Origin of the sequence: Massilia sp. Root335 (genome assembly GCF_001425685.1) — a bacterium.
Lineage (GTDB): Bacteria > Pseudomonadota > Gammaproteobacteria > Burkholderiales > Burkholderiaceae_D > Telluria > Telluria luteola.
Map to the genome: position 1 here is coordinate 292,412 of NZ_LMCY01000008.1, position 19,760 is coordinate 312,171.

A 19,760-nucleotide genomic window follows, 5' to 3' on the forward strand; every position below is an offset into this window, starting at 1 on the left:
ATCAGTGACCATGCCGAACATCTCCCTTCACGAAGCCCTTAACCGAAGCATGCTCGGTCCCAATGGCGGACTCAAGCCGGCTGATGCACCGCCGCCGGCGCCGCCGATGCCGCCTATCGGGTTGGACTATCCACCGATTGCCAAGCAGCCCGCCTATAAGGCTGAGGCAGATAAGCTGAATCGTTTCGTCAAACAGCAGGCCGATGCGGAGAAGAGGCTCGCGGACCTGCACGCGCAGTTGGAGCAGTCCAAAAAGATCGAGCGCACGGAAGAGGATGCAATCTCCAAGGCGGAAGCGCTCCTTACAGGTGAGGAGCGTGGTGTGGATCTACATGCCGAGATCCGCGCGACCAACTCGCTGATCGAGGCGCTGCGCAATGCCCAGAAAGCGCAGCACGCCGTCATCCGCGGTGTGATTGCGCAGTTGGCCCAGGCGGCGGGGCGGCGATATGAAGACGAGCACAAGAAGCGAGTGAAGCGCGTGATGGCAGCGATGGACGAGCTGTATGCAGCCAATCAGGCAGAGGAGTCCTTGCGCGATGACCTGGTGCGCCTGGGGTACACCGCTACCGCTTTGCCGGCGATGAACTTCTGCGGCGTCGAGGACCCGCGCGATCGCAACGGGAACGCGTCCTTTTATTGGTATCGCGAAGCCGAGAGGTACTCGCAGTCGGCGGAAGAGATCGCTGCGGACCTTCGTAAGCTGCGTCTCAAGGCCATGGCAGGGGAATGATAGATGCCGAGGGGATGTGTTCAGCGCGGACCCTGGCGAGAGGAGTTTCGCGACTTGGTCGTAAAACCCCTCCGGGGCCTTCAAAGTCCACAACCCTCACTCGACCGACACCTCATGCCCTCCCACGCGCAGAAAAAATCCCCCTTTGGAGCTTTTGTTAAAGGACGGAGCCAATCGGTTAAACCACGTTTAACACCTGTTTTCATAGGGGAGGGCAGCAAAAAATTAACGTGGCTTGTTGTTAAAGCGATGTTAAAGCCGACCGAATTAACAAGGTCGGCTTTTCTTTTGCACAAAAGGAAAACTATGAGCAAGAAAACCAAAAAAGTGCCGTTGGCAAAGCGAGGCGTCGAATTGCCTGCAGGTCTTCGCGCCCGCGTCAATCAGCTGGCCGCGCGCCGAGGAAAGGAGGAGGCGGAGTTGGTCCGCGTGACCTGCCTGCAGGCCCTCCAAGCGATGGCAAACGAAGGACTTCCCGTCGATCAAATCGCTGAGGCCTTCAAGGCAATTGAGGCCGATGGCGGTCGATATTTCTCTTCGCCGGTCAGCACCCAATGAAAGCAGCCCGTCCGCGAAAGGGCTTTGGCGGTCGTAGCAAAAACGGCCGCTCACCCGATGAAGAAATGGAGTCACTATGATTGCAGGATCACTTGAGATCCAGCTGCGCGCGGATATCGCCCGCCTTTCCCGAGACATGGCCCAGGCGAGGTCTATCGTCAGTGATGCCTCAGCTAGCATGGCCCGTGCCGCCAATGCTGCAAAGGCAGCTATTGGAGGGATGGCGGTAGGCGCCGCGTTTGGCGCCTTGGCACATCAGGTCCTTGACGCCCAGCGAGAGTTCGACAAGCTGAATGCCTCCCTCGTTACCGCGACCGGGTCGAGCGCAAATGCGGCGCAGGCCTTCAAGGCGCTACAGTCTTTCGCGATTACGACGCCGTACTCGGTGCAAGAGGCTACAGAGGCGTTCATCAAAATGCGCAACCTTGGCCTTGACCCGTCCGAGAAGGCGCTGCGCTCCTACGGCAATACATCAGCTGCGATGGGTAAAGGCCTGAATCAGATGATTGAGGCCGTGGCGGATGCTGCAACTTCCCAGTTTGAGCGCTTGCGTGAATTTGGCATCACGGCGCAGCAGAATGGGGACCGTGTTTCTCTGACATTTAAAGGCGTTACCAGCACAATTGGCAACAACGCCAAGGAGATCCAAGCCTACCTACAGAAGCTCGGTGAGACAGATTTCGCTGGCGGGATGGAGCGCCGCGCGGCCACCCTTGATGGCGCCATCAGCAACCTTGGCGACACCTGGGATAGCGTCATGCGTTCGATCGCATCGAACGGCAGCGGCGAAGTCATGCAGTCGGGCGTTCTGGCCCTGGGCGGCGCGCTGCAGGATCTCGGCGCGATCATCGATGCAGTTGGGGGCAAGGCCACTGAAGAGGGGCAGGCCGTTCAAGAGGCATCCGGAATGCACACTGTGCTTACCGGTGCGTTCAAAGGGCTGGCTATCGGCGGCGTTTACTTGGTCGGCGCCTTCAAAGAGGTTGGGCAGGAGCTCGGCGCGTTGGCGGCTGTTTCGGTGGCGGTCGTGAACGGCGACCTTAAGGGCGTGAAGACCATCATGCAGGCGCGTCGCGAGGACGCCGAGTCGCTTAGCAAGTGGGTAAGTCAGAAGACCGAGGCTATCCTAGGGTCAACCGAAAAGCTGAGTGCCGCACAGAAGCAAGAATCTGAAGACCTCAAAAACGGGAGTAAGGATAGGCTGCAGCAGTATGCAGTCCAGCTCAGTGCAGAGGAAAAGCGCACGAACGCGCTCAACGCCCTGATCGATGTTCGCAAGAAGCTGCTGGGTATCGACCCACAGGATATAGCGGATATGAAGAAGATTCAGACCGCGCTGGATACGGGAGCGATCAGTCAGGCCGAGTACAACCGCCTCAAGGGTCAGCTTGAGAAGCAGATGCAGGCTAACTCCCTGGCCTACAAGCAGGAGCAGAAGAATCTCGATGCCCAGGTTGCGACCATTCAGCGTGCGACTGCGGCGCAGGCTCTACTGAATCAACGTCAGCAGGAGCATATTCAGTTCCTGAAAAGTGGCGGCAAAATTAACGACGAGGCTGCGATTAACGCGGGCGCGGACGCCCAGATCAAGAACTTCAACGACCAAATTGAGGCGCAGCAGAAGCTGCTCGCCATCGCGAAACACCGTCAGGACAGTCAGAAGGAACAGAAGGATATCGAGGGCCAAATTGCCAACTTGCGCACCCAGATCGACAATGCGCAGGCAAAGCGCGACGAAGACCTGTTACTGCTCGATCAGCAGCAATACCGGCAAGCCGTGAACAATTATGGTGACCTGCTCGAAGCGGCCCAGGCTCAGTCGAAAGCCCAGCAGGACGCCGTGCGTGATGGCCAGGACGAAATTGACATGCTGGGCATGACGTCGAAGCAGGTCGCAGAGGTCACGGCTTCGCGTCTGCGCGATCGCGCCGCGTTGCTCGAGCAGTGGGCCACTGTTCAGGACATTCAGGACGATACTAAGCGCCTCGGTGATGAGAGCCGCAGGCAGGCCGAAGCACTACGCGCACTAGCCAACCAATCTCTTTTGAAGGATGAGTTGACGCGTCAGAAGGAGCTGTGGGGGCAGATCGAGAGTACCGCGCACGACACGTTCATCAGCATCTTCGATAGCGGCAAGTCGGTATTCGATCGTTTGCGCGACACGCTCAAAAACGGTCTGCTCGAGCTGCTGTACCAGATGACGATCAAGAAGTGGGTCTTCCAGATGCAGGCCGATTACGTCGGCTCGACGTTGGCGAGTGCGGGAGCGTCGACTGCGTCCGGACTTACGAGTGCAGCTAGCACCGCCGTCAATGGCGCATCGCTTCTCAACGGCGGCAGCATCTTGGGTGGTGCTGGCAGTGCGATCGCAGGCCTGGGTAACGCGGTGGGATCGAGTTCGCTATCGGCATTCGGTGCCGGCTTAGCTGGAAACTCAGCAGGGATGGCCACTACTGCGGCAGAGACGTTCGCCAACGCCGGCATGGCCGCCGAGGCAAGCGCGGCAGGCCTGGGCGCAAGCGTGGCCGCCGCGCTGCCGTACGTGGGTGCGGCAATCGCTGCCTTCGCAATCCTGAAGAAGGGCTTCGGCCATGGACCGACGGAGGTCTCCAGCCAAGGTCTGCACGGTACGCTGACGGCCGATAGCGTGAGCGGCGAGTCGTATCAAAACCTGCACCAGGATGGCGGATGGTTCACCAGTGATCGAAACTGGACGGACACCAAAGCTCTGAGCTCTGAACTGAGCAAGCAGCTTACCGAGGGGCTGACGTCGATTGAGATGGCGACGGCCGGCTTTGCGAAGGCATTGGGCGTCTCGGCAGACTGGATTTCGACGTATAGCAAGGCATTCGATATCAAGTTAACTGGCGATCAGACGAAGGATGCTCAGGCAACCACTGACTTCTTCAGTGGTGTGAGCGACGAAATCGCGACCAAGCTGGCGCCAAACTTGACCGAGTTCCAGAAGTCGGGCGAAACGCTGTCGACCACCCTGCAGCGTCTGGCCGGCGACTTCCAAGGTACAGACCAGGTCGCACAGCTGCTCGGCAAATCGGCGGCGCAGCTGTTTGGCTCTGCCGGCATGGCATCGGCGCAGGCACGCGAAAGCCTGATCAGTGCGGCCGGTGGTCTTTCGACGTTGAGTCAGCAGGCGCAAACTTTCAATCAGAACTTCCTGACTGACGCAGAGCGCTTAGCCCCGGTACAGAAAGCGCTTGCTGATGCACTGACATCGATCGGCTACGCCAGTCTGCAGACTCGCGATGACTTCAAGTCAGCGGTCAACGGTCTGATCGATTCGGGCGCAGCAGCGACTGCCGAGGGGGCCAAGAAGCTTTCCGAATTGCTTGGCCTGGCCGATGCCTTCGCCCAGGTGCACCCAGAGACCGCGACGAAGGCCCTGCAGGAGCGGCAAAACCTGCAGGATCAGCTCGACGAACTGACGATGACGTCGACCCAACTTCTGACCAAACAGCGAGACGCGCTCGACGAGAGCAACCGCGCATTGTTCGACCAAGTGCAAGCGATCAAGGCTGTTAAGGATGTCGCGACCGTGCTGACGGGCGACGTCGACAGCGCATACTCTGTGCTGCAGAAGGTGGTCGAGCGTGAAAAGGCGGTGGTCCAGACGAGCATCGATGCGCACACTGCCGCGGTGAGCAAATTGCAAAGTCTGTCTCAGTCGTTGCGCAGCACGCTGGACAGCATCAAGTCCCCGGACCAGAAGCTGGCCGACCGCGCCTTGGGACAAGCGCAGATCCGCGCCGCGCTGGCCATCGCTAAAGCCGGCGGGCCGCTGCCCGACTCAGACAGCCTCAAGGAGGCATTGAGTGCAGTTCAACAGGACGCGGCAAGCCAATTCGGAACGTATCAGGACTACCTGAAGGACCTGTATCAAACGCAGAACGACATTGCCGCACTCGGTAACGTCACGGACGATCAGCTTTCGGTGGAGCAGAAAGCGCTGGCCGCGGCGCAGGACCAACTGAAGTCCCTCGATGCGATCCTGACCAAGTATCAGGACCAAATCGACGTGCTGAAGGGGCAGTCGACGACTTTGCTGTCGATCGACCAGGCCACACAGGGCGTGCTGACAGCGATCCTTGCGGCCAAGGCTAATCCGGTAATCGCGGCCATGTCGACCATCAACGACACGTACCAGAAGTCGCTAGGTCGCGCACCGGATGCGGCAGGTCTCTCGTACTGGCAGCAGCAGGCAGCGGCGGGCGTCTCGCCGACCGACATCCAAAACGCAATCGCGAACTCCCCAGAGGCCACAATTCGCGGCATGTACGAAACGATGCTCGGTGGGCGCGATCCGAAGGCTGACGAGTTGAACTACTGGCTCACGCAGATGAAGAACGGCGTGTCGCCGGGTGACATCGGAAACGCTATCGCGAACAGTGCTGAGGCCAAGACGCTGCATCCGTTCGCTGTCGGAACGAACTTCATCCCGGAGGACATGCCGGCCATGGTGCACAAGGGTGAGCGGATTATCCCTGCGGCGGATAACCGCGAGTTGATGGATCGGCTCTCCAATCCTTCGAGCAACAACGATGCGCTGCTGGCCGAGATTAAGGCGCTTCGGGTCGAGGTCCAAGCATTCCGCCAGGCCAACAGCGCTGAGAATCAGGCGATCGCGAAAAACACCATGAGCACCTCCGATACGCTGGAGCGCGTTACCGCTGGCGGTGGCCCGATGCTGGTTGAGATCGTGAGCTAACCCAGGTCGCCGGCCGCGTCTCACAATCGCGGTCGGCGATTTCCGTTAAGCTTCGCTCATGATGTTCCTAACCGATGACGAAGTTAAAGAATTGACCCGCAAGAGCCGGCGCGCATCTCAGGCCAAGGTGCTCAACTCGCTGGGGATCACTCACAAGATCCGGCCAGATGGCTCTCTCGTCATTCTTCGCAGCCATGTCGAGCAGGTGTTCGCTGGCCGGAAGTCGGAGGAAAAACCAAGATTGGCCACGGAGCCGAATTGGGATGCGTTCGCAGACCAGCAGGCTGAGTATGCTCGGAAAGAGGAGCAGCGGGCTGCGAAGAAGGAGCGGATCAATCAGGAGCGCGCTCGCAGAGGACTGCCGCCGCTTCGGTAAGCGCTTCCGCCCGCCGTCGATCGAGCACTAACTCACCCGCTAACCTTTGAGGACGTTGGGAACCCACTTGGGCTTTGGAAGCTCTACCTTCTCGCGACTCCCTTCGATAGTCGCCCGAGCAATGATGGGCGCGCCGACTGCATTGAGCCAGAACGGAATGCCCATTTTGCGTAGCTGCTCGATTTGCAGCCGCTTGTATTTGCGGCCAGTTAGCTCTGCAACTTCTTCCTTGGAAAGAAACGTGTCTGACATAGATAACTCCCAGACATGGACATAGCGGAATGAAAAAAGGAGCGTTTCCGCTCCCATGAGTCACGCCGGTAGGCGCCTCAGAATTTGTGCTTGATGCCGCAGGCCTTCATGATGCCATTGGCAGTGTGACGAGAATCACAATTGAATGGGACGGTCGTGAAGAACGAGCCTTTGCCCCAGATCTCATGTGAGCCCTTGCCGTTCTTGATGTAGGAGAAGCCGTGTAGTTTTAGCTGTTCGATGACGAGCCTGTAGTAACCGTTCATGCTGCGCAGATGCGCAGGTCCGTAACGGTTCGGCTTTGCGGCCGAGCGTGCAAATGCAGAGTAAGGAGCTCGCCAATGGCAAGATTGACCTCCTTCACGAGGTCATCCATCGTCGGCGCTTCGCATACAAGGCCCGGAAGGTCGTCGCTGGTTGCCACGAACACGCTTGCCTCATCGTCGCGAATGACGTCGATTCGTAGCTTCAAAGGAACCCCGAGCTTTGCTGCCTGCTTCCAAAACGGGTACCCGATCCGATACATGCCTTACCTTTCTTGAAAATTATGCAATACAACAATCTGTTTAAAAGTATAGGCCACCCTAACGCTGAGCGCTAATGCAGATTGTGACGTGCGTCACAAAATCAAGAATAAACGTACAAAATTTTGCTGCAATCGTACAGGGCGACAACGTTCTGAGCTCTGCATAGGTGCGGTTAAGGTGCAGATTTCAAACCGGACCAAGCCGACGAAATTCGTACGGTTGGGTGCGCAAGGGTTGTATTTCAAATCCAGCTCCTATGCAGCGTCACGGCAGATAGGAGCGATGCTCGCCTTAGTATGTGGCTTGTTGCAGTACTCAGACCACACTTGCATTAGCGCCTTGCGCTTTTCAATCAGGTCGCCGCGCCGGTATGCCGCTTCCACTTTGTCGGGTAGGCTGTGTGCCAGGGCATGTTCGCAGACCTCACGCGGGAATGAATTCCCGACCGACTCTGCACACCAGTCGCGGAACGTTGAGCGGAAACCGTGAACGGTGATGTCCTTGCGGTCCATGCGGCGCAGCACGGCCGTCAAGCTCATATCGGACAACATGGCGCCCTCGCGCTGGCCGGGAAACACGAAGTCGCCAACATCGGGCAGAGCCTTCAACAGCGTCAGCGCCGCGGTCGACAGAGGCACGCGGTGTTCTCGGCCCGCCTTCATTCGCTCGGCCGGCACCGTCCAGACCGCAGCAGTCAGGTCGAACTCGTTCCAGCGCGCGCCGCGGATCTCGCCCGACCGACCTGCAGTGAGGATCGCGAACTCGACGGCGCGCGCGGCCGTTCCCTCGCGCTGTCGCAGCTCGGCCATGAAGCTGCCGATTTCCTGCCAAGGCAGGGCCGGGTGATGCGCCACGCGCGCCACCTTGTTCGGATCAGCGAGCAGGTTTTCGAGGTGCCCGCGCCAGCGTGCCGGGTTCTCGCCTGTGCGGAAGTGGCTGACCGTCGCCCAGTCGAGGATGTTTTCGATGCGGCTCCGCAACCTGGTGGCGGTTTCTGTTTTCTCCTGCCAGATCGGCTGCAGCACCTTCACGACCAGGGCGGTGTCGATCAATGCGACCGGCAGTTGGCCAATAATCGGGCTGGCGTAGGTTGCAATCGTGCTCTCCCACTGCGCCGCGTGCTTCGCGTTTTTCCAGCTACCGCGGTGCGCGGCGATATACTGCTGCGCGCAGTGGTCGAAGGTGACGGTCTTAGCGCGCTCCAGTGCGGCGTCGAGCTTGGCCGAATTGCGCACGTCGAGCGGATCGACGCCGTCGAGTAGAGACGCGCGGCAGGCCTTGGCTTTCTCGCGTGCCTGGGCGAGCGTTATGGTATGCAGGGCGCCGAGACCCATTTCGCGCTGCTTGCCAGCGAGCGTAAACCGGAAAATCCAGCTCTTCGTCCCTGCCTTCGACACCTGCAGGTACAAGCCGGCGCCGTCGCCGTAATAGCCTGGCTTGCTAGCCCTCGACACGGCCAGCGCGCTCAATTTCTCAACTGTCCTCGCCAATCTCTACCCCCATTCCTACCCACATGCGCAGCCCGGATTGTACCGGATTCTACCGAACTCAGCCGGACGCTGATGATGAGGAAAGTCCATAAAAATCAAGGGCGTGGCGAATCTTGCCGGACGATGCCGGCCGCCGTCTCGGCGGACCCTCTCTCCGCCACAGATTCTGCTAAGGCCGCTTTGATGCGGCCTTTTTCATTTGCGCGCCCCGTCCTGGCCACGCGCTTTTCGATGCCCGGGTAAACGTGCCGCGGCTTTAATTCATGTCGACCGCGGGATGTTCTCGAACGTGGTTTTGCGGTAAACTGGCAGTTTGATTTAACGTTAAACCAATGGCGACCCGGCCCCGGCTTGCTGTCTTCGCCTCCCCACGCTCGAGAAAGATCCACCCGAATGATGAAAAATTCCTCCAACACACTCCGTTTGTCGATCCGCTTGTTCCCCTTACTTTTGCTTGCCGCTTGCGGTGGCAACACTAGCGGCGCCGTGTCCGTACCGACGGCCGATGCCGTCCCTGTCGTGGCCGATAAACCATTGCCAGACTACATCGAAAGCGGGGGCCTCAAAGGTGCTCTTGGCGTGCACGATCCAGTCATGATCAAGGGCGGCGATACCTACTACGTGTTCGGCACGTTCACCGGCATCAAAACCTCGAAGGACATGACCACCTGGACGAATGCCGGCGCCGTCTTCCCGAAGGGATTCCAGCTCGATTGGTGGAGCAAGGATATCCCGCAGGGCGCCCAGATCTGGGCACCCGATATCTCCTGGCACGACGGCAAGTACTGGATGTACTACGCCGTATCGGCCTGGATGAACTTTAATTCCAGCATTGGCCTCGCCACCAATACCACGCTGGATCCAACAGACCCGGCCTATAAATGGGAAGACCAGGGCCAGGTCATTTCGTACAAAAATGGCGGCGAGGGCGTCAACGTCATCGACCCGAACGCATTCATCGACAAGGACGGCAGGGAGTACCTGCTGTACGGTTCCTTCAAGGCCGGCTTGCGGATGGTCGAACTCGATCGTAAGACCGGCAAACTGCTGTCCGACACGCCCACGCCCACGGTCCTCACGAAGTCCCTCGGTGAAGGCGTATTCCTGATCAAGGACCCGCGGTACTACTATATCTTTGCCTCGCGCGGCATCTGCTGCAGCGGCGCGAAGAGCACCTACCAGATCGTGATGGGCCGCTCCAGGACGATCACCGGGCCCTATCTGGCCAAGGATGGCGGCAGTTGGGTCGACGACAAGTATTCGCTGCTGCTGGCGGGCGACGACAACGAACCCGGTCGTGGGCATAACGGCATCTACTCGGAAGGCGACACCACCTACCTGGTCTATCACGCCTATACCAAGGCTTTCGATTACAACTCGGTACTCAACATCAAGCCTCTCTACATGGACGCCGATGGCTGGCCGACCGTCACGCCGACCAGGACCAAATTCCAGATGGCGCCGTTCGAGCAGAAAGTCTTCGCGGGCAAGTGAGCAGGATCAGAACGCCGGTGCCAAAAAACCACGGCGGGTGGACGGCGCCGCGATTTTTCTTGCGCGTTGGTTTTACGTTAAACTAAAATTCGTTCCGAACGGACATGCTACGTCCGCTTTTTTTGCGTCGTTTGGTTTAACGATAAACCAATCTGCGTGATTGTCCAGGTTTCATCGATAACAGTAAAAATCTTGAGGAGATATAAAATGAAAAGAAACACAACGGCGCAGTTCGCGCTCAAGGTGACGGTGGCCGCACTCGCGTCGGCCGGCGTCCTGGGCAGCGCCCCGGCGCGGTCACAGGAAGCCGCCCCGGCCGATACGCCACAAGCGGACGGGAGCACCGTCGTGGTGGTCACCGGCGTGCGCCGGGCCGCGCAGACGGCGCAGAAAATCAAGCAGGATGCCGACAACGTCGTCGATTCGATCGTCGCGGACGATATCGGCAAATTCCCGGACACGAACGTGGCCGAGACGCTGGCGCGCGTCACCGGCATCCAGGTACGGCGCGATGCCGGCGAAGCCAATTCGGTGCTGATCCGCGGCCTGCCGGGGATCTCGACGCTGCTCAACGGCCGTGAAATGTTCACGACGACCGGCCGCTATATCCAGTTGGCGGACATTCCATCGACGATGCTGCAGCGCGTGGATGTGTACAAATCGCAGAGCGCCGAATTGCTTGAGGGCGGTATCGCCGGCGTGATCGACGTGCGCACCAATCGCCCGTTCGACTTCAAGGGCGCCACCGTCAGCGTGAACGCGGGCGCGCGGCACCTGGACAAGGCGCACCGCACCAACCCGGAAGCGAGCGCCCTGTTCTCGAATCGCTGGAAGACGAATGCCGGCGAGTTCGGCGCGCTGGTCGGCGTGTCGTACGTGAAGAGCGATTACTGGGAAGAGCGCAGCTTCCAGTCCTTCCCGATCTCGAAGGATTGGCTCGGGGCAGGCGCGACCGGTCCGGACGTACTGGGCCTGCAGACGATTTACGGCAAGCGCAAACGCACGGCCGCCAATTTCGCCGCGCAGTACAAACCCAACGCCGACCTGGAATTCTATGCCGAAGGCCTGGCCTCCCATTTCCAGGGTAATGACCAGACCGACCTGCTGGTGGGCTTTCCCTTCTGGGCCGGCAGCAGCAGCGCCACCATGATTCCCGGCACCAAGGAAGTCGATACCGTGACTTCGCAGAACGCCAACACGATCCTGTCGACGCAGGCGCGCAACGCGGACAACAAGACGTCCCAGATCGCCCTTGGCGCGAAATGGCGGGTCACGCCCGGCTTGCGCCTGACCTCCGAACTGGCGCATACCGACTCGAAATACGTCTGGCGCAATCCGATCCTGGACGTGATCACCAACGTTCCGAACGCGTACGGCAAGACCAATGTCGACGGCGGCGCGTACGTGAAATACGACGGCTTCGATATCGGCAATCCGGCCAATATCAACCTGTTGCAGCTGTTCGACCGTTACGGCAACGACAAGGGGAGTTCGACCGACTTCCGCTCGGACGCCACCTTTACGCCGGAGAACGACGGCTTGTTCAAGGAATTCCTGGCCGGCGTGCGTGCCAACCACCGCACGGCGGAGTCGATCAAGTCGTTCGAGGGCAGCATTTCCGCGCCGAATAACGTCAAGGCGTCGACGCTGCCGGGCATGACCTGTAACGCGCCGACGATGTCGCGCGATTACGGCACGCAGAACTGGTACACGCCATGCGCGAGCTACTTGCTGGACGATACCGCGACGGTGCGGCAGGCGGTGACGGGCAACCCGACCGCCAAGGGACTCGATCCGGGTTCGTTCTTCAAGGACGTCGAAAAGAATATGTCGATGTACGTGTCGAGCAAGATCGGCTTCGATGTCGGCACCATTCCCGTCGACGGTCTGCTGGGCGTGCGCGTGACGCGGACCGATTCCGACCTGATCGGCAAGAGCCAGGTCAACGGCCAGTACGTCGAGACGCCGGTCAGCGCGAGCGGCACCGACGTGCTGCCGAGTGCGAACTTCAAGGCCAGGCTGACGCATGACGTGATTGCGCGCGTCGCCTACGCGAAGACCCTGACGCGTCCGGATTTTGCACAGCTCAATCCCGGTACGGCCTACGTCGCGGCGAACGGTACGACAGTGCAGGCGACGGCCAATGGCGGCAATCCGAACCTGAAGCCGTTCACCGGCCAGAACCTGGATACGGCGCTCGAGTGGTATTTCGCACCGACCGGCATGCTTAGCGCGACAGTGTTCCGACATAACTTCGACGGCTACATCATCAACAAATCGGTGCCCGAAATATTCCAGGGCATCAAGTACGACACCAGCCGTCCGTTCAATACCGACAAAGGCCATTTGCAAGGCCTGGAAATGTCGTACCGCCAGTTCTACGACAGGCTGCCGGGCTGGCTGGGCGGCTTCGGCATGGAGGCGAACGTCAGTTATATGGAAGGCGGCCTGACGTCGTCCATCGTGCCGGGATTGCAGGGCAAGCCGTTCAGCGGCATGTCGAAGAATTCGTACAACCTGGTCGCGCTGTATGAAAGGGCCGGCGTATCGGCGCGCCTCGCCTATAACTGGCGCTCGAAATTCGTGGAGGTCTACGGCGATCATCCGAGCAATTCGGGCAGCGCGCCGGCGCGCGATTTGATCGCTGCGCCGATGTCCACGCTGGATGGTTCGCTGAGCTACAAGTTCACGCCGAACCTGTCGGTGACCCTCACCGGCACCAACCTGCTGAACTTCCAGTATGTCGATTACTGGACCGACCAGCGGCTGTATCCACGCGATACCCGCCGTTATGACCGTACGGTCGGGCTGGCGCTGAACTGGAAGAACTGATCGTCCGGTCGATGTTTCACGCGCCCGGGCGCGGCGCCGCCGTCGATTCCCGGACGATCAGTTCCAGGCCGGGAATGCACTCCATCGGCGGCGCGTCGTGCTTGCGCTCCAGGATTTCCATCAGCAGTTCCACGCCGCGCGCGGCCATCGCGGCAGTGGGGATGGCGACCGTCGTCAGCGCCGGGCGCGACTGGCTCGACGACATGATGTTGGTGATGCTGACCACAGAAATCGCGGCGGGGACCGGACGGCCCAGGTGAGCGGCGGCTTCGAGGACGCCCAGCGCGGCGAGGTCGTTCGAGACGAAGATCGCCGTCAGGTCCGGCATGGCGGACAGCAGGTCGAGCGCCGCCGCTTTTCCGCCTTCGAACGTGTCCGCGCAAAAACGTACCGCCGCGGCTGGGCAGGCCAGGCGGGCCTTGCGCATGGCGTCGCGGAAGCCCAGGTAGCGCAGGTTGTGCATGCCGTCTTTCGGGCTGGCGATGATCGCGCCGATCTGGCGGTGGCCGAGTTCGGTCAGATGGCCGGCCGCCATCCGTCCCGCCGCGCGGCCGTCGAAGGCAAGGCAGGGGAGTCCCGGATGCGTGTCCGGGTCTTCCCACAGGTTGAGGACGACCGGTGTGCCCTGCGCGACGATCTGCTTGAGATGCTCGACGTTCAGGCCCGGATTGTTGGCGACGATGACGCCGTCGGACAACGAACCGGCCACTTCGTCGAGGAAGCGGGTTTCCTTTTCCGCTTCGTAGTCGGTGTTGCAAACGATGAGATAGCGCTGGTGCTTGCGGGCGGCCTGGTCCACGTACAGCATGAGCTCCGAATAGAAGGGATTCGTGATGCAGGTGAGCACCAGGGCGAAGGTGGGGGCCTTGCGCTCGACCAGCGCACGCGCCGCGAGGTTGGGGCGGTAGCCCAGGTGCGCGACCGCATCGAGCACGCGCTGCCGGGTCGCGTCGCCCGTCCTGCCGCGTCCGCGGAGAACGTTGGTCACGGTGGTCGGTGTGACGCCGGCATGGGCCGCTACTTCCTTGATGGTTGCCATGAGTGGATTCGAAAGCCTTGCATGTGAATGGATGTCGGGATTTTCCTTGAAATTAGTTTTACGTTCAACTAATATTGTCAAACATTGGTTTAACGTTAAAGCAGTGCGAACTATCGGCATGGCACTTCATTCCTCCCTGTTTGGCGGCGCCGAAAGCCGGGACGCGCTGGCGCGGCTGCACGCTCGACGCGGCCGATCCGGCCCAGGTCCGGCGGCGCGGCGCCGTTGCGCTATCCGGGGCAGGCGCGTGCGGCCTGCCGGACGCGGCATATAAACCGTTTCGTCTCCTAGGCCAGCGTGGCCTTTGTGGCAGCCTCGGCTGCCACTTTTTTGTTGGGGGACGAATATGCTCAACGTACGTTTTTCCGCTTTTGGACGATTACACGTCGGCATCGCAAAAGCGGTATCGCAGGGCGCGGAAAAGCGATCGCGGTTGCTTTTTTTCCTGCTCTGTATTGCGCCGACACTCACAGGAGGATCTTCATGAAAAGATGTGCAGTTGGACTGGTATTACTGGCGGCATTGGCGACCCAGGCAAGCGCGCAGGTGGCCGTCAGCGACGCCGTGCAGTTCAAGATCAAGAACGTCAACAGCGGATTGCTGCTCGCGATTCCCGGCGCCAGCCAGGCCGCGGGAAGCAACGTGATTCAATGGAGCGACACCGGCGGCAGCGAGCAGTTGTGGCATTTCATGTCGATGGGCAGCGGCCAGTACAACATCGAAAACCTCGCGACCCATCAACTGCTGGGCGTGTCGAGCGGCTCGAAATCGGCCGGCGCGCAAATCGTCCAATGGGCCGATAACGGCACGGCGGATCACCTGTGGACGGTCGCCCAGGCGTCCGATGGCAATTATCTGATCAAGAACGTCAACAGTGGCTTGTACCTCGACGTCTACCAGGGGAGCACGTCGACGGGCGCCGTCATCGACCAATGGAGCGCGTCCGGTTGCCTGTGCCAGGAATGGCAGCTGGTAAGCACCGGCACCGATCCGTATCCGGCGCCTGGCGCCGTGAGCGGCAACGGGACGGGCGTGCACGATCCGTTCATGCTGCGCGACGGCGGCGGGACCTACTGGCTGTACGGCACCAACAATACGCTGGCGTCGTCGAGCGACCGGATCAATTTCACGAATGCCGGCAGCGCATTGGCGCCGATACCTGCGTGGACCGCCACCTATACCAAGGGCGGCACGCTGTGGGCGCCGAACTTGGCGCGGATGAACAACACGTACTACCAATACTATTCCGCATCCAGCTACGGATCGCAGACCTCGGCCATCGGCGTCGCCAGCGCGTCCATGCCGAACAGCACGGCGTGGACCGACCTGGGGACCGCGGTCACGTCGAGCGCATCGACGCCCTACAATGCCATCGACCCCAGCGTCATCCAGGACCAGGCGGGCGGCTGGTGGATGTCCTACGGATCGTGGTGGAACGGCATTTACCTGATCAAGCTGGATCCGGCCACCGGCAAGCAATCGACGGCCAATACGACGAACTACCACCTGGCCCAGCGTCCGAAGGGACTGGAGGGTTCGTATCTCTACTATTACAACGGGTATTACTACCTCTTCGCGTCCATCAATAACTGCTGCAGCGGTGCGAACAGCACTTATCGCATCATCGTCGGCCGTTCGAGCTCGGTGACCGGCCCCTACCTGGACCGCGGCGGCGTCAATCTGCTGAGCGGCGGCGGCACGATCGTCCTGAGCGCGCACGGCAACATCAAGGGACCCGGCGGCCAGAGCCTGATGACCGACAGCGACGGCCCTCTGATGGTGTACCACTACTACGATGCCAATAACAACGGCAATCCGACGCTGGGCGTCAACCGCATCGGCTTTACGGCGGATGGCTGGCCTTATGTGTATTGATGCTCCGATTCGATACGCGGATTTTTTTACTTGCATAGGAACGACGCAATGAAGCTGCACAAGTCTGCTTTTCCTGGTTGGCGGATGCTGGTCCGCCATGTTTTGTTCGCGGTGCTCGGCGGGTTGGTCGTCATGCCGGCGCACGCCGACGCCGGACGCGAACGGCTGTCGCTCGATCGCGGTTGGCTGTTTCATCTTGGGGACGTGCCATTCCACGTGCCGGCCACGCAGGATGAAACCTATTACGCCACCAAGGCCGGCATGGCGTCGGGTGCGGCAGCCGTGAAATTCGATGACACCGCCTGGCGCAAGCTCGACCTGCCGCACGACTGGCAGGTCGAACAGCCCTTCGACCCGAAAGCGAATATGGCCCAGGGCTTTCGCCCGCGCGGCATCGGCTGGTACCGGCGCTATATCGCCCTGCCCGAAAGCGATCGCGGCCGGCACGTCGAACTCGAATTCGGCGCCATCGCCACGCATGCCACGGTGTGGGTGAACGGTAACCTCGTCAACCATAACTGGTCGGGCTATAACGAGGTGCGCATCGACATTACGCCGTATCTGCATTATGGCGACAAGCATGCCAACGTCGTCGCGGTCCGCGTCGATGCGGATGCGATGGAAGGCTGGTGGTACGAGGGGGCCGGCATGTACCGGCACACCTGGCTGGTCAAGACCGATGCCGTGCACGTGGTGCCCGACGGGGTGCGCGTCACGCCGCGCAAGACCGATGGCGGCACCTGGGAAATTCCGGCCACCGTCACCCTCGATAACGATGGCAAGCAGGACGCGCACGTCGAGGTCGAGATGGTGGTGACCGGCCCGGATGGCAAGCAAGTGGCCCGCCGCCGCGCGTCGGTCGACGTTCCGGTGCTGACGCAGGTGACCGCGGCGCTGCCCATGACGATACGCGATCCGATGCTGTGGTCTCTCGACCGGACCACGCTCTACCGCGTCACGACCACGGTGCGGCGCGACGGCAAGGTGGTGGACCGGCTTGCCCTCGATACCGGCTTTCGCACGTTGCGCTTCGACGCCGCAAAAGGCTTCTTCCTCAACGGCAAGCACGTCAAGTTGCAGGGCGTGTGCCTGCACCAGGACCATGCCGGCGTTGGCGTCGCCGTGCCGACCGCGATCTGGGCATTCCGTCTACGCCGCTTGAAAGAACTCGGGGTGAATGCGATCCGCTTCTCGCACAATGCGATCGCGTCCGAGGTGCTGGACATGGCCGACCGCATGGGCTTCCTGGTGATGGCCGAGAACCGCAATTTCAATCCGTCGCCGGATTACATGAAGCAGTTCGAGTGGATGCTCAAGCGCGACCGCCATCATCCCTCGATCATCCTGTGGTCGGTGTTCAACGAGGAGCCTGTGCAGGCCACGGAGGCCGGCTACGAAATGGCGCGCCGCATGGTCGCTGTCGCCAAGGCGCTCGATGGCACGCGCCCAACCACGGCCGCCATGAGCAATGGCTTGCTCACGCCCCTTAACGTTTCGCATGCGGTGGACGTGGTCGGCGCCAATTATCAGATTCCCGAGTACGACAAGTTCCATGCGGCCCGTCCCGACAAACCTTTTACGAGTTCGGAAGATACGTCGGCTTTCATGACACGCGGCGAATTCGCGACCGACAAGGCGCGTCATATCGAGACCAGCTACGACACCGAAGCGCCGGCCTGGGGCAATACCCATCGCGACGCCTGGCAAGCGATCGGCACGCGTGATTTCGTCGCCGGCGGCTTCGTCTGGACGGGCTTCGACTATCACGGCGAATCCTGGCCCTACGCATCGTGGCCCTCGGTCAGTTCGTTCTTCGGCATCATGGACTTGAACGGTTTTCCGAAGACGGCGTATTACATGCACCAGGTCCAGTGGATCAAGGATCGCCCGCTCATCTACATCGCGCCGCACTGGAACTGGGCCGGCAAGGAGGGCCAGGAGATCGTCGTCAGGGTGATGTCCAACGCCGAACGCGTCAAGCTCCTGCTGAACGGTCAGGAAATCGGCGAGCAGAAGGTCGACCATTACCGGATGAACGACTTCAAGGTCGCTTATGCGGCAGGCGCGCTGGAAGCAATCGCCTACACGGGCGGCAAGGAAGTCGCGCGCGCGCGGGTCGAGACCACCGGTCCGGCCGTCGCGCTGGAATTGGTGCCGGATCGGGCCGCCCTCGATGGCGACGGGCGCGACGCCATGCCGATCACCGTCCGCGCGCTCGATGCACAGGGCAGGGCGGTTCCGCTCGCGCAGGACGAAGTGCGGTTTACCATCGCCGGCGCGGGCCAGTCGATCGGCAATGGCAATGGCGACCCGAATTCACACGAAGACGAGAAAGGCAGGACGCGCAAACTGTTCAACGGCCTGGCCCAGTTGCTGGTGCAGAGCAACTGGAACAGCAGCGGTTCGATCGAAGTCGACGCCAGCGCTCCCGGGTTGCGGACGGCGCACCTGACGATTCCGGTCAGGGCCGTCGCGCCGGTAGCGTACGTGCCTGCGGCGGCCCCCCCGGTCGACGACAAGCCGTAGCGCCGAATTGCTCAATTCGACGGCAGTTGCCCGGATTGCCGAGCCGCTGCCGGCACCTTGCCGGAGCCACCTCAGGGGGGCAGTTTCGTCCCTGGTATCGAGGCGGCTCGGCAAGGTGTGCAGCGCCACCCTGATGACCTGTCGATAACTGGAATTAAAAAAGGGAGCGTTTTCGCTCCCCAATCCATGAGTTGTGGTGATAGCGGCACGAGATGATCACCAGCTCATTCTCGCGCACTTCGTGGACGAGACGGTTTGCTTCATCGATCCTGCTCGACCAGAAGCCGCTCAGGCTGTATCGCAAGGCCTCCGGCTTGCCGATCCCCTCGAAAGGGAGTCTCTGTGCATCCTTGAAGCGGGGCGGCACGCACCTGGCGCCAGTCAGCCATCCCGAATTTGTCGCGTTTGTACTAGAACCACTCTCGCCCCGCTGGCATGCTCGCCCATCTCCCCGTATGCTGGCAGCACCGCACGTTCCCAAGCCAATCACTCACCATGCCCCCGGCACCCTCCATCCGACCTCACCACCGCGAACTCGACCCGCCAGCCGCACTGCGCAGCGCCATCAAGTGCTTCTGGTACGACCGCCGGGATGCGGGCGCGTTGAGCCAGCCGTTCGAGGTCCTGCCCGACGGCTACGCCGAAATCATTTTTCACTTCGGCGACACGTGCGGCTTGCCCGGCATCGGATGCGTCCAGCAACTGCCGTCGCCTTTCCTGATGGGCTTACTGAACCAGCCCGTGACGCTGGACGTCCGCGGCCGGCTCGACATCGTCGGCATCCGCTGCTATCCGTGGGCCGTGTTCGACCTGCTCGGCCTCGTGCCCGGGACCGCGGGCGTGCGCGTGTTCGCGCATCCCGTCGCCAGCCTGCACGCGACACTCGCGCGGTGCATCCAGGCAGAGCGCATCGACGAGGCGCTGGCCCACGTCGAGCGCTGTTTCATGCAGACGCGCACACCCGTCGACGGCATGCTGTCCCGTGCCGGCGCGGCGATGCGGGAGGCGAACGGCACGCTGGCCGTCAGCGAAGTCGCCGCGGCCGCGCATGCGACCGTGCGTACGCTGGAACGGAAGTTCAAGCAGTCGTCCGGCCATACCGTCAAGGAGGTGTCCGGCCTGATGCGCTTCGAGCAGGTGCGCAATGCGTTGTTCCATCGGCCGCAGGCCAGCATTGCCGGCCTGGCGCAGGCGCTGGGCTATGTCGACCAGTCGCACCTGAGCCGCGAATTCAAGCGCTACAGCGGCACGACGCCCGCGGCGTTCGCGCGCAGGCAGCCGCGCGGCGACTTTGGCGGGTTTGTACAAGCCTGACGGGAAGGGCGCCGGTATCGT

Annotated in this window: 14 protein-coding genes and 1 pseudogene; 9 read left to right on the top strand and 6 right to left on the bottom strand. The window is 61.1% G+C overall.

Going from position 1 to position 19,760, the window contains the following annotated elements; genetic code table 11:
- Positions 1-10: 10 nt before the first annotated feature.
- The 4 genes from ASC93_RS07210 (at position 11) to ASC93_RS07225 (ending at position 6,390) form a co-directional block, all read left to right on the top strand.
- The gene (locus ASC93_RS07210) at positions 11-733 is read left to right on the top strand and encodes a hypothetical protein (protein WP_157201787.1); all 723 of its coding nucleotides are present in this window, start codon (positions 11-13) and stop codon (positions 731-733) included.
- Between the two features lie 114 nt (positions 734-847).
- Positions 848-1,291 carry a hypothetical protein gene (locus ASC93_RS30520; protein ID WP_157201788.1) on the top strand — a complete coding sequence of 148 codons (444 nt, stop codon included), beginning with the start codon at positions 848-850 and terminating at the stop codon, positions 1,289-1,291.
- 76 nt (positions 1,292-1,367) lie between these two features.
- Positions 1,368-6,014: a DUF4214 domain-containing protein gene (locus ASC93_RS07220; RefSeq protein ID WP_056439333.1), complete on the top strand. Its 4,647-nt coding sequence runs from the start codon at positions 1,368-1,370 to the stop codon at positions 6,012-6,014.
- A 58-nt stretch (positions 6,015-6,072) separates the two neighbouring features.
- Positions 6,073-6,390 (top strand): DUF4224 domain-containing protein, encoded by a 318-nt coding sequence (locus tag ASC93_RS07225; protein ID WP_056439337.1) that lies wholly within the window; start codon positions 6,073-6,075, stop codon positions 6,388-6,390.
- 39 nt (positions 6,391-6,429) lie between these two features.
- On the opposite strand, the gene ASC93_RS07230 is transcribed toward ASC93_RS07225, so the two are convergent.
- From ASC93_RS07230 to ASC93_RS07245, 4 genes are all read right to left on the bottom strand, one after another.
- Positions 6,430-6,699: a DUF4224 domain-containing protein gene (locus tag ASC93_RS07230; protein WP_229412629.1), complete on the bottom strand. Its 270-nt coding sequence runs from the start codon at positions 6,697-6,699 to the stop codon at positions 6,430-6,432.
- A 20-nt stretch (positions 6,700-6,719) separates the two neighbouring features.
- On the bottom strand, positions 6,720-6,908 hold the full coding sequence (locus ASC93_RS07235) for a hypothetical protein (protein ID WP_056439340.1): 189 nt from the start codon (positions 6,906-6,908) through the stop codon (positions 6,720-6,722).
- Positions 6,905-7,168 (bottom strand): DUF1902 domain-containing protein, encoded by a 264-nt coding sequence (locus tag ASC93_RS07240; protein ID WP_056439344.1) that lies wholly within the window; start codon positions 7,166-7,168, stop codon positions 6,905-6,907. The genes ASC93_RS07235 and ASC93_RS07240 overlap by 4 nt, the downstream gene beginning before the upstream one ends.
- 255 nt (positions 7,169-7,423) lie before the next feature.
- A complete protein-coding gene (locus ASC93_RS07245) occupies positions 7,424-8,659 on the bottom strand; it encodes a site-specific integrase (RefSeq protein WP_056439346.1) in 1,236 nt (411 codons plus the stop codon).
- Positions 8,660-9,238: 579 nt separating this feature from the next.
- On the opposite strand from ASC93_RS07245, the gene ASC93_RS07250 reads away from it, so the two are divergent.
- Together ASC93_RS07250 and ASC93_RS07255 are read left to right on the top strand one after the other, a co-directional pair.
- A complete protein-coding gene (locus ASC93_RS07250; protein ID WP_162251806.1) occupies positions 9,239-10,153 on the top strand; it encodes an arabinan endo-1,5-alpha-L-arabinosidase in 915 nt (304 codons plus the stop codon).
- A gap of 207 nt (positions 10,154-10,360) precedes the next feature.
- Positions 10,361-12,985: a TonB-dependent receptor gene (locus ASC93_RS07255; RefSeq protein WP_056439352.1), complete on the top strand. Its 2,625-nt coding sequence runs from the start codon at positions 10,361-10,363 to the stop codon at positions 12,983-12,985.
- Between the two features lie 16 nt (positions 12,986-13,001).
- On the opposite strand, the gene ASC93_RS07260 is transcribed toward ASC93_RS07255, so the two are convergent.
- Positions 13,002-14,024, bottom strand: a complete 1,023-nt coding sequence (locus ASC93_RS07260; protein WP_056439355.1) for a LacI family DNA-binding transcriptional regulator — start codon at positions 14,022-14,024, stop codon at positions 13,002-13,004.
- A 483-nt stretch (positions 14,025-14,507) separates the two neighbouring features.
- Here ASC93_RS07260 and ASC93_RS07265 point away from each other — a divergent pair, with 483 nt between their 5' ends.
- Both ASC93_RS07265 and galA read left to right on the top strand, forming a co-directional pair.
- Entirely contained in the window at positions 14,508-15,899 is a 1,392-nt protein-coding gene (locus ASC93_RS07265; RefSeq protein ID WP_082547824.1) for a family 43 glycosylhydrolase, read from the top strand.
- Between the two features lie 48 nt (positions 15,900-15,947).
- Complete coding sequence (gene galA, locus ASC93_RS07270; RefSeq protein ID WP_082547825.1) at positions 15,948-18,425, top strand: beta-galactosidase GalA; 2,478 nt, start codon at positions 15,948-15,950, stop codon at positions 18,423-18,425.
- 154 nt (positions 18,426-18,579) lie between these two features.
- On the opposite strand, the pseudogene ASC93_RS07275 reads toward galA, so the two are convergent.
- Positions 18,580-18,777 (bottom strand): annotated as a pseudogene (locus ASC93_RS07275) (Txe/YoeB family addiction module toxin); the annotation flags it as partial.
- A 143-nt stretch (positions 18,778-18,920) separates the two neighbouring features.
- Between ASC93_RS07275 and ASC93_RS07280 the strand changes: the two are divergent.
- Positions 18,921-19,739, top strand: a complete 819-nt coding sequence (locus ASC93_RS07280; protein ID WP_056439364.1) for a helix-turn-helix domain-containing protein — start codon at positions 18,921-18,923, stop codon at positions 19,737-19,739.
- The last annotated feature ends 21 nt before the right edge of the window (positions 19,740-19,760 follow it).

Coding starts and splice junctions, on each gene's coding strand:
- ASC93_RS07225 (WP_056439337.1), top strand. CDS start 6,073: ATGATGTTCCTAACCGATGACGAAGTTAAAGAATTGACCCGCAAGAGC.
- ASC93_RS07235 (WP_056439340.1), bottom strand. CDS start 6,908: ATGAACGGTTACTACAGGCTCGTCATCGAACAGCTAAAACTACACGGC.
- ASC93_RS07280 (WP_056439364.1), top strand. CDS start 18,921: ATGCCCCCGGCACCCTCCATCCGACCTCACCACCGCGAACTCGACCCG.
- ASC93_RS07255 (WP_056439352.1), top strand. CDS start 10,361: ATGAAAAGAAACACAACGGCGCAGTTCGCGCTCAAGGTGACGGTGGCC.
- ASC93_RS07240 (WP_056439344.1), bottom strand. CDS start 7,168: ATGTATCGGATCGGGTACCCGTTTTGGAAGCAGGCAGCAAAGCTCGGG.
- galA (WP_082547825.1), top strand. CDS start 15,948: ATGAAGCTGCACAAGTCTGCTTTTCCTGGTTGGCGGATGCTGGTCCGC.
- ASC93_RS30520 (WP_157201788.1), top strand. CDS start 848: ATGCCCTCCCACGCGCAGAAAAAATCCCCCTTTGGAGCTTTTGTTAAA.
- ASC93_RS07220 (WP_056439333.1), top strand. CDS start 1,368: ATGATTGCAGGATCACTTGAGATCCAGCTGCGCGCGGATATCGCCCGC.
- ASC93_RS07265 (WP_082547824.1), top strand. CDS start 14,508: ATGAAAAGATGTGCAGTTGGACTGGTATTACTGGCGGCATTGGCGACC.
- ASC93_RS07230 (WP_229412629.1), bottom strand. CDS start 6,699: ATGGGAGCGGAAACGCTCCTTTTTTCATTCCGCTATGTCCATGTCTGG.
- ASC93_RS07260 (WP_056439355.1), bottom strand. CDS start 14,024: ATGGCAACCATCAAGGAAGTAGCGGCCCATGCCGGCGTCACACCGACC.
- ASC93_RS07210 (WP_157201787.1), top strand. CDS start 11: ATGCCGAACATCTCCCTTCACGAAGCCCTTAACCGAAGCATGCTCGGT.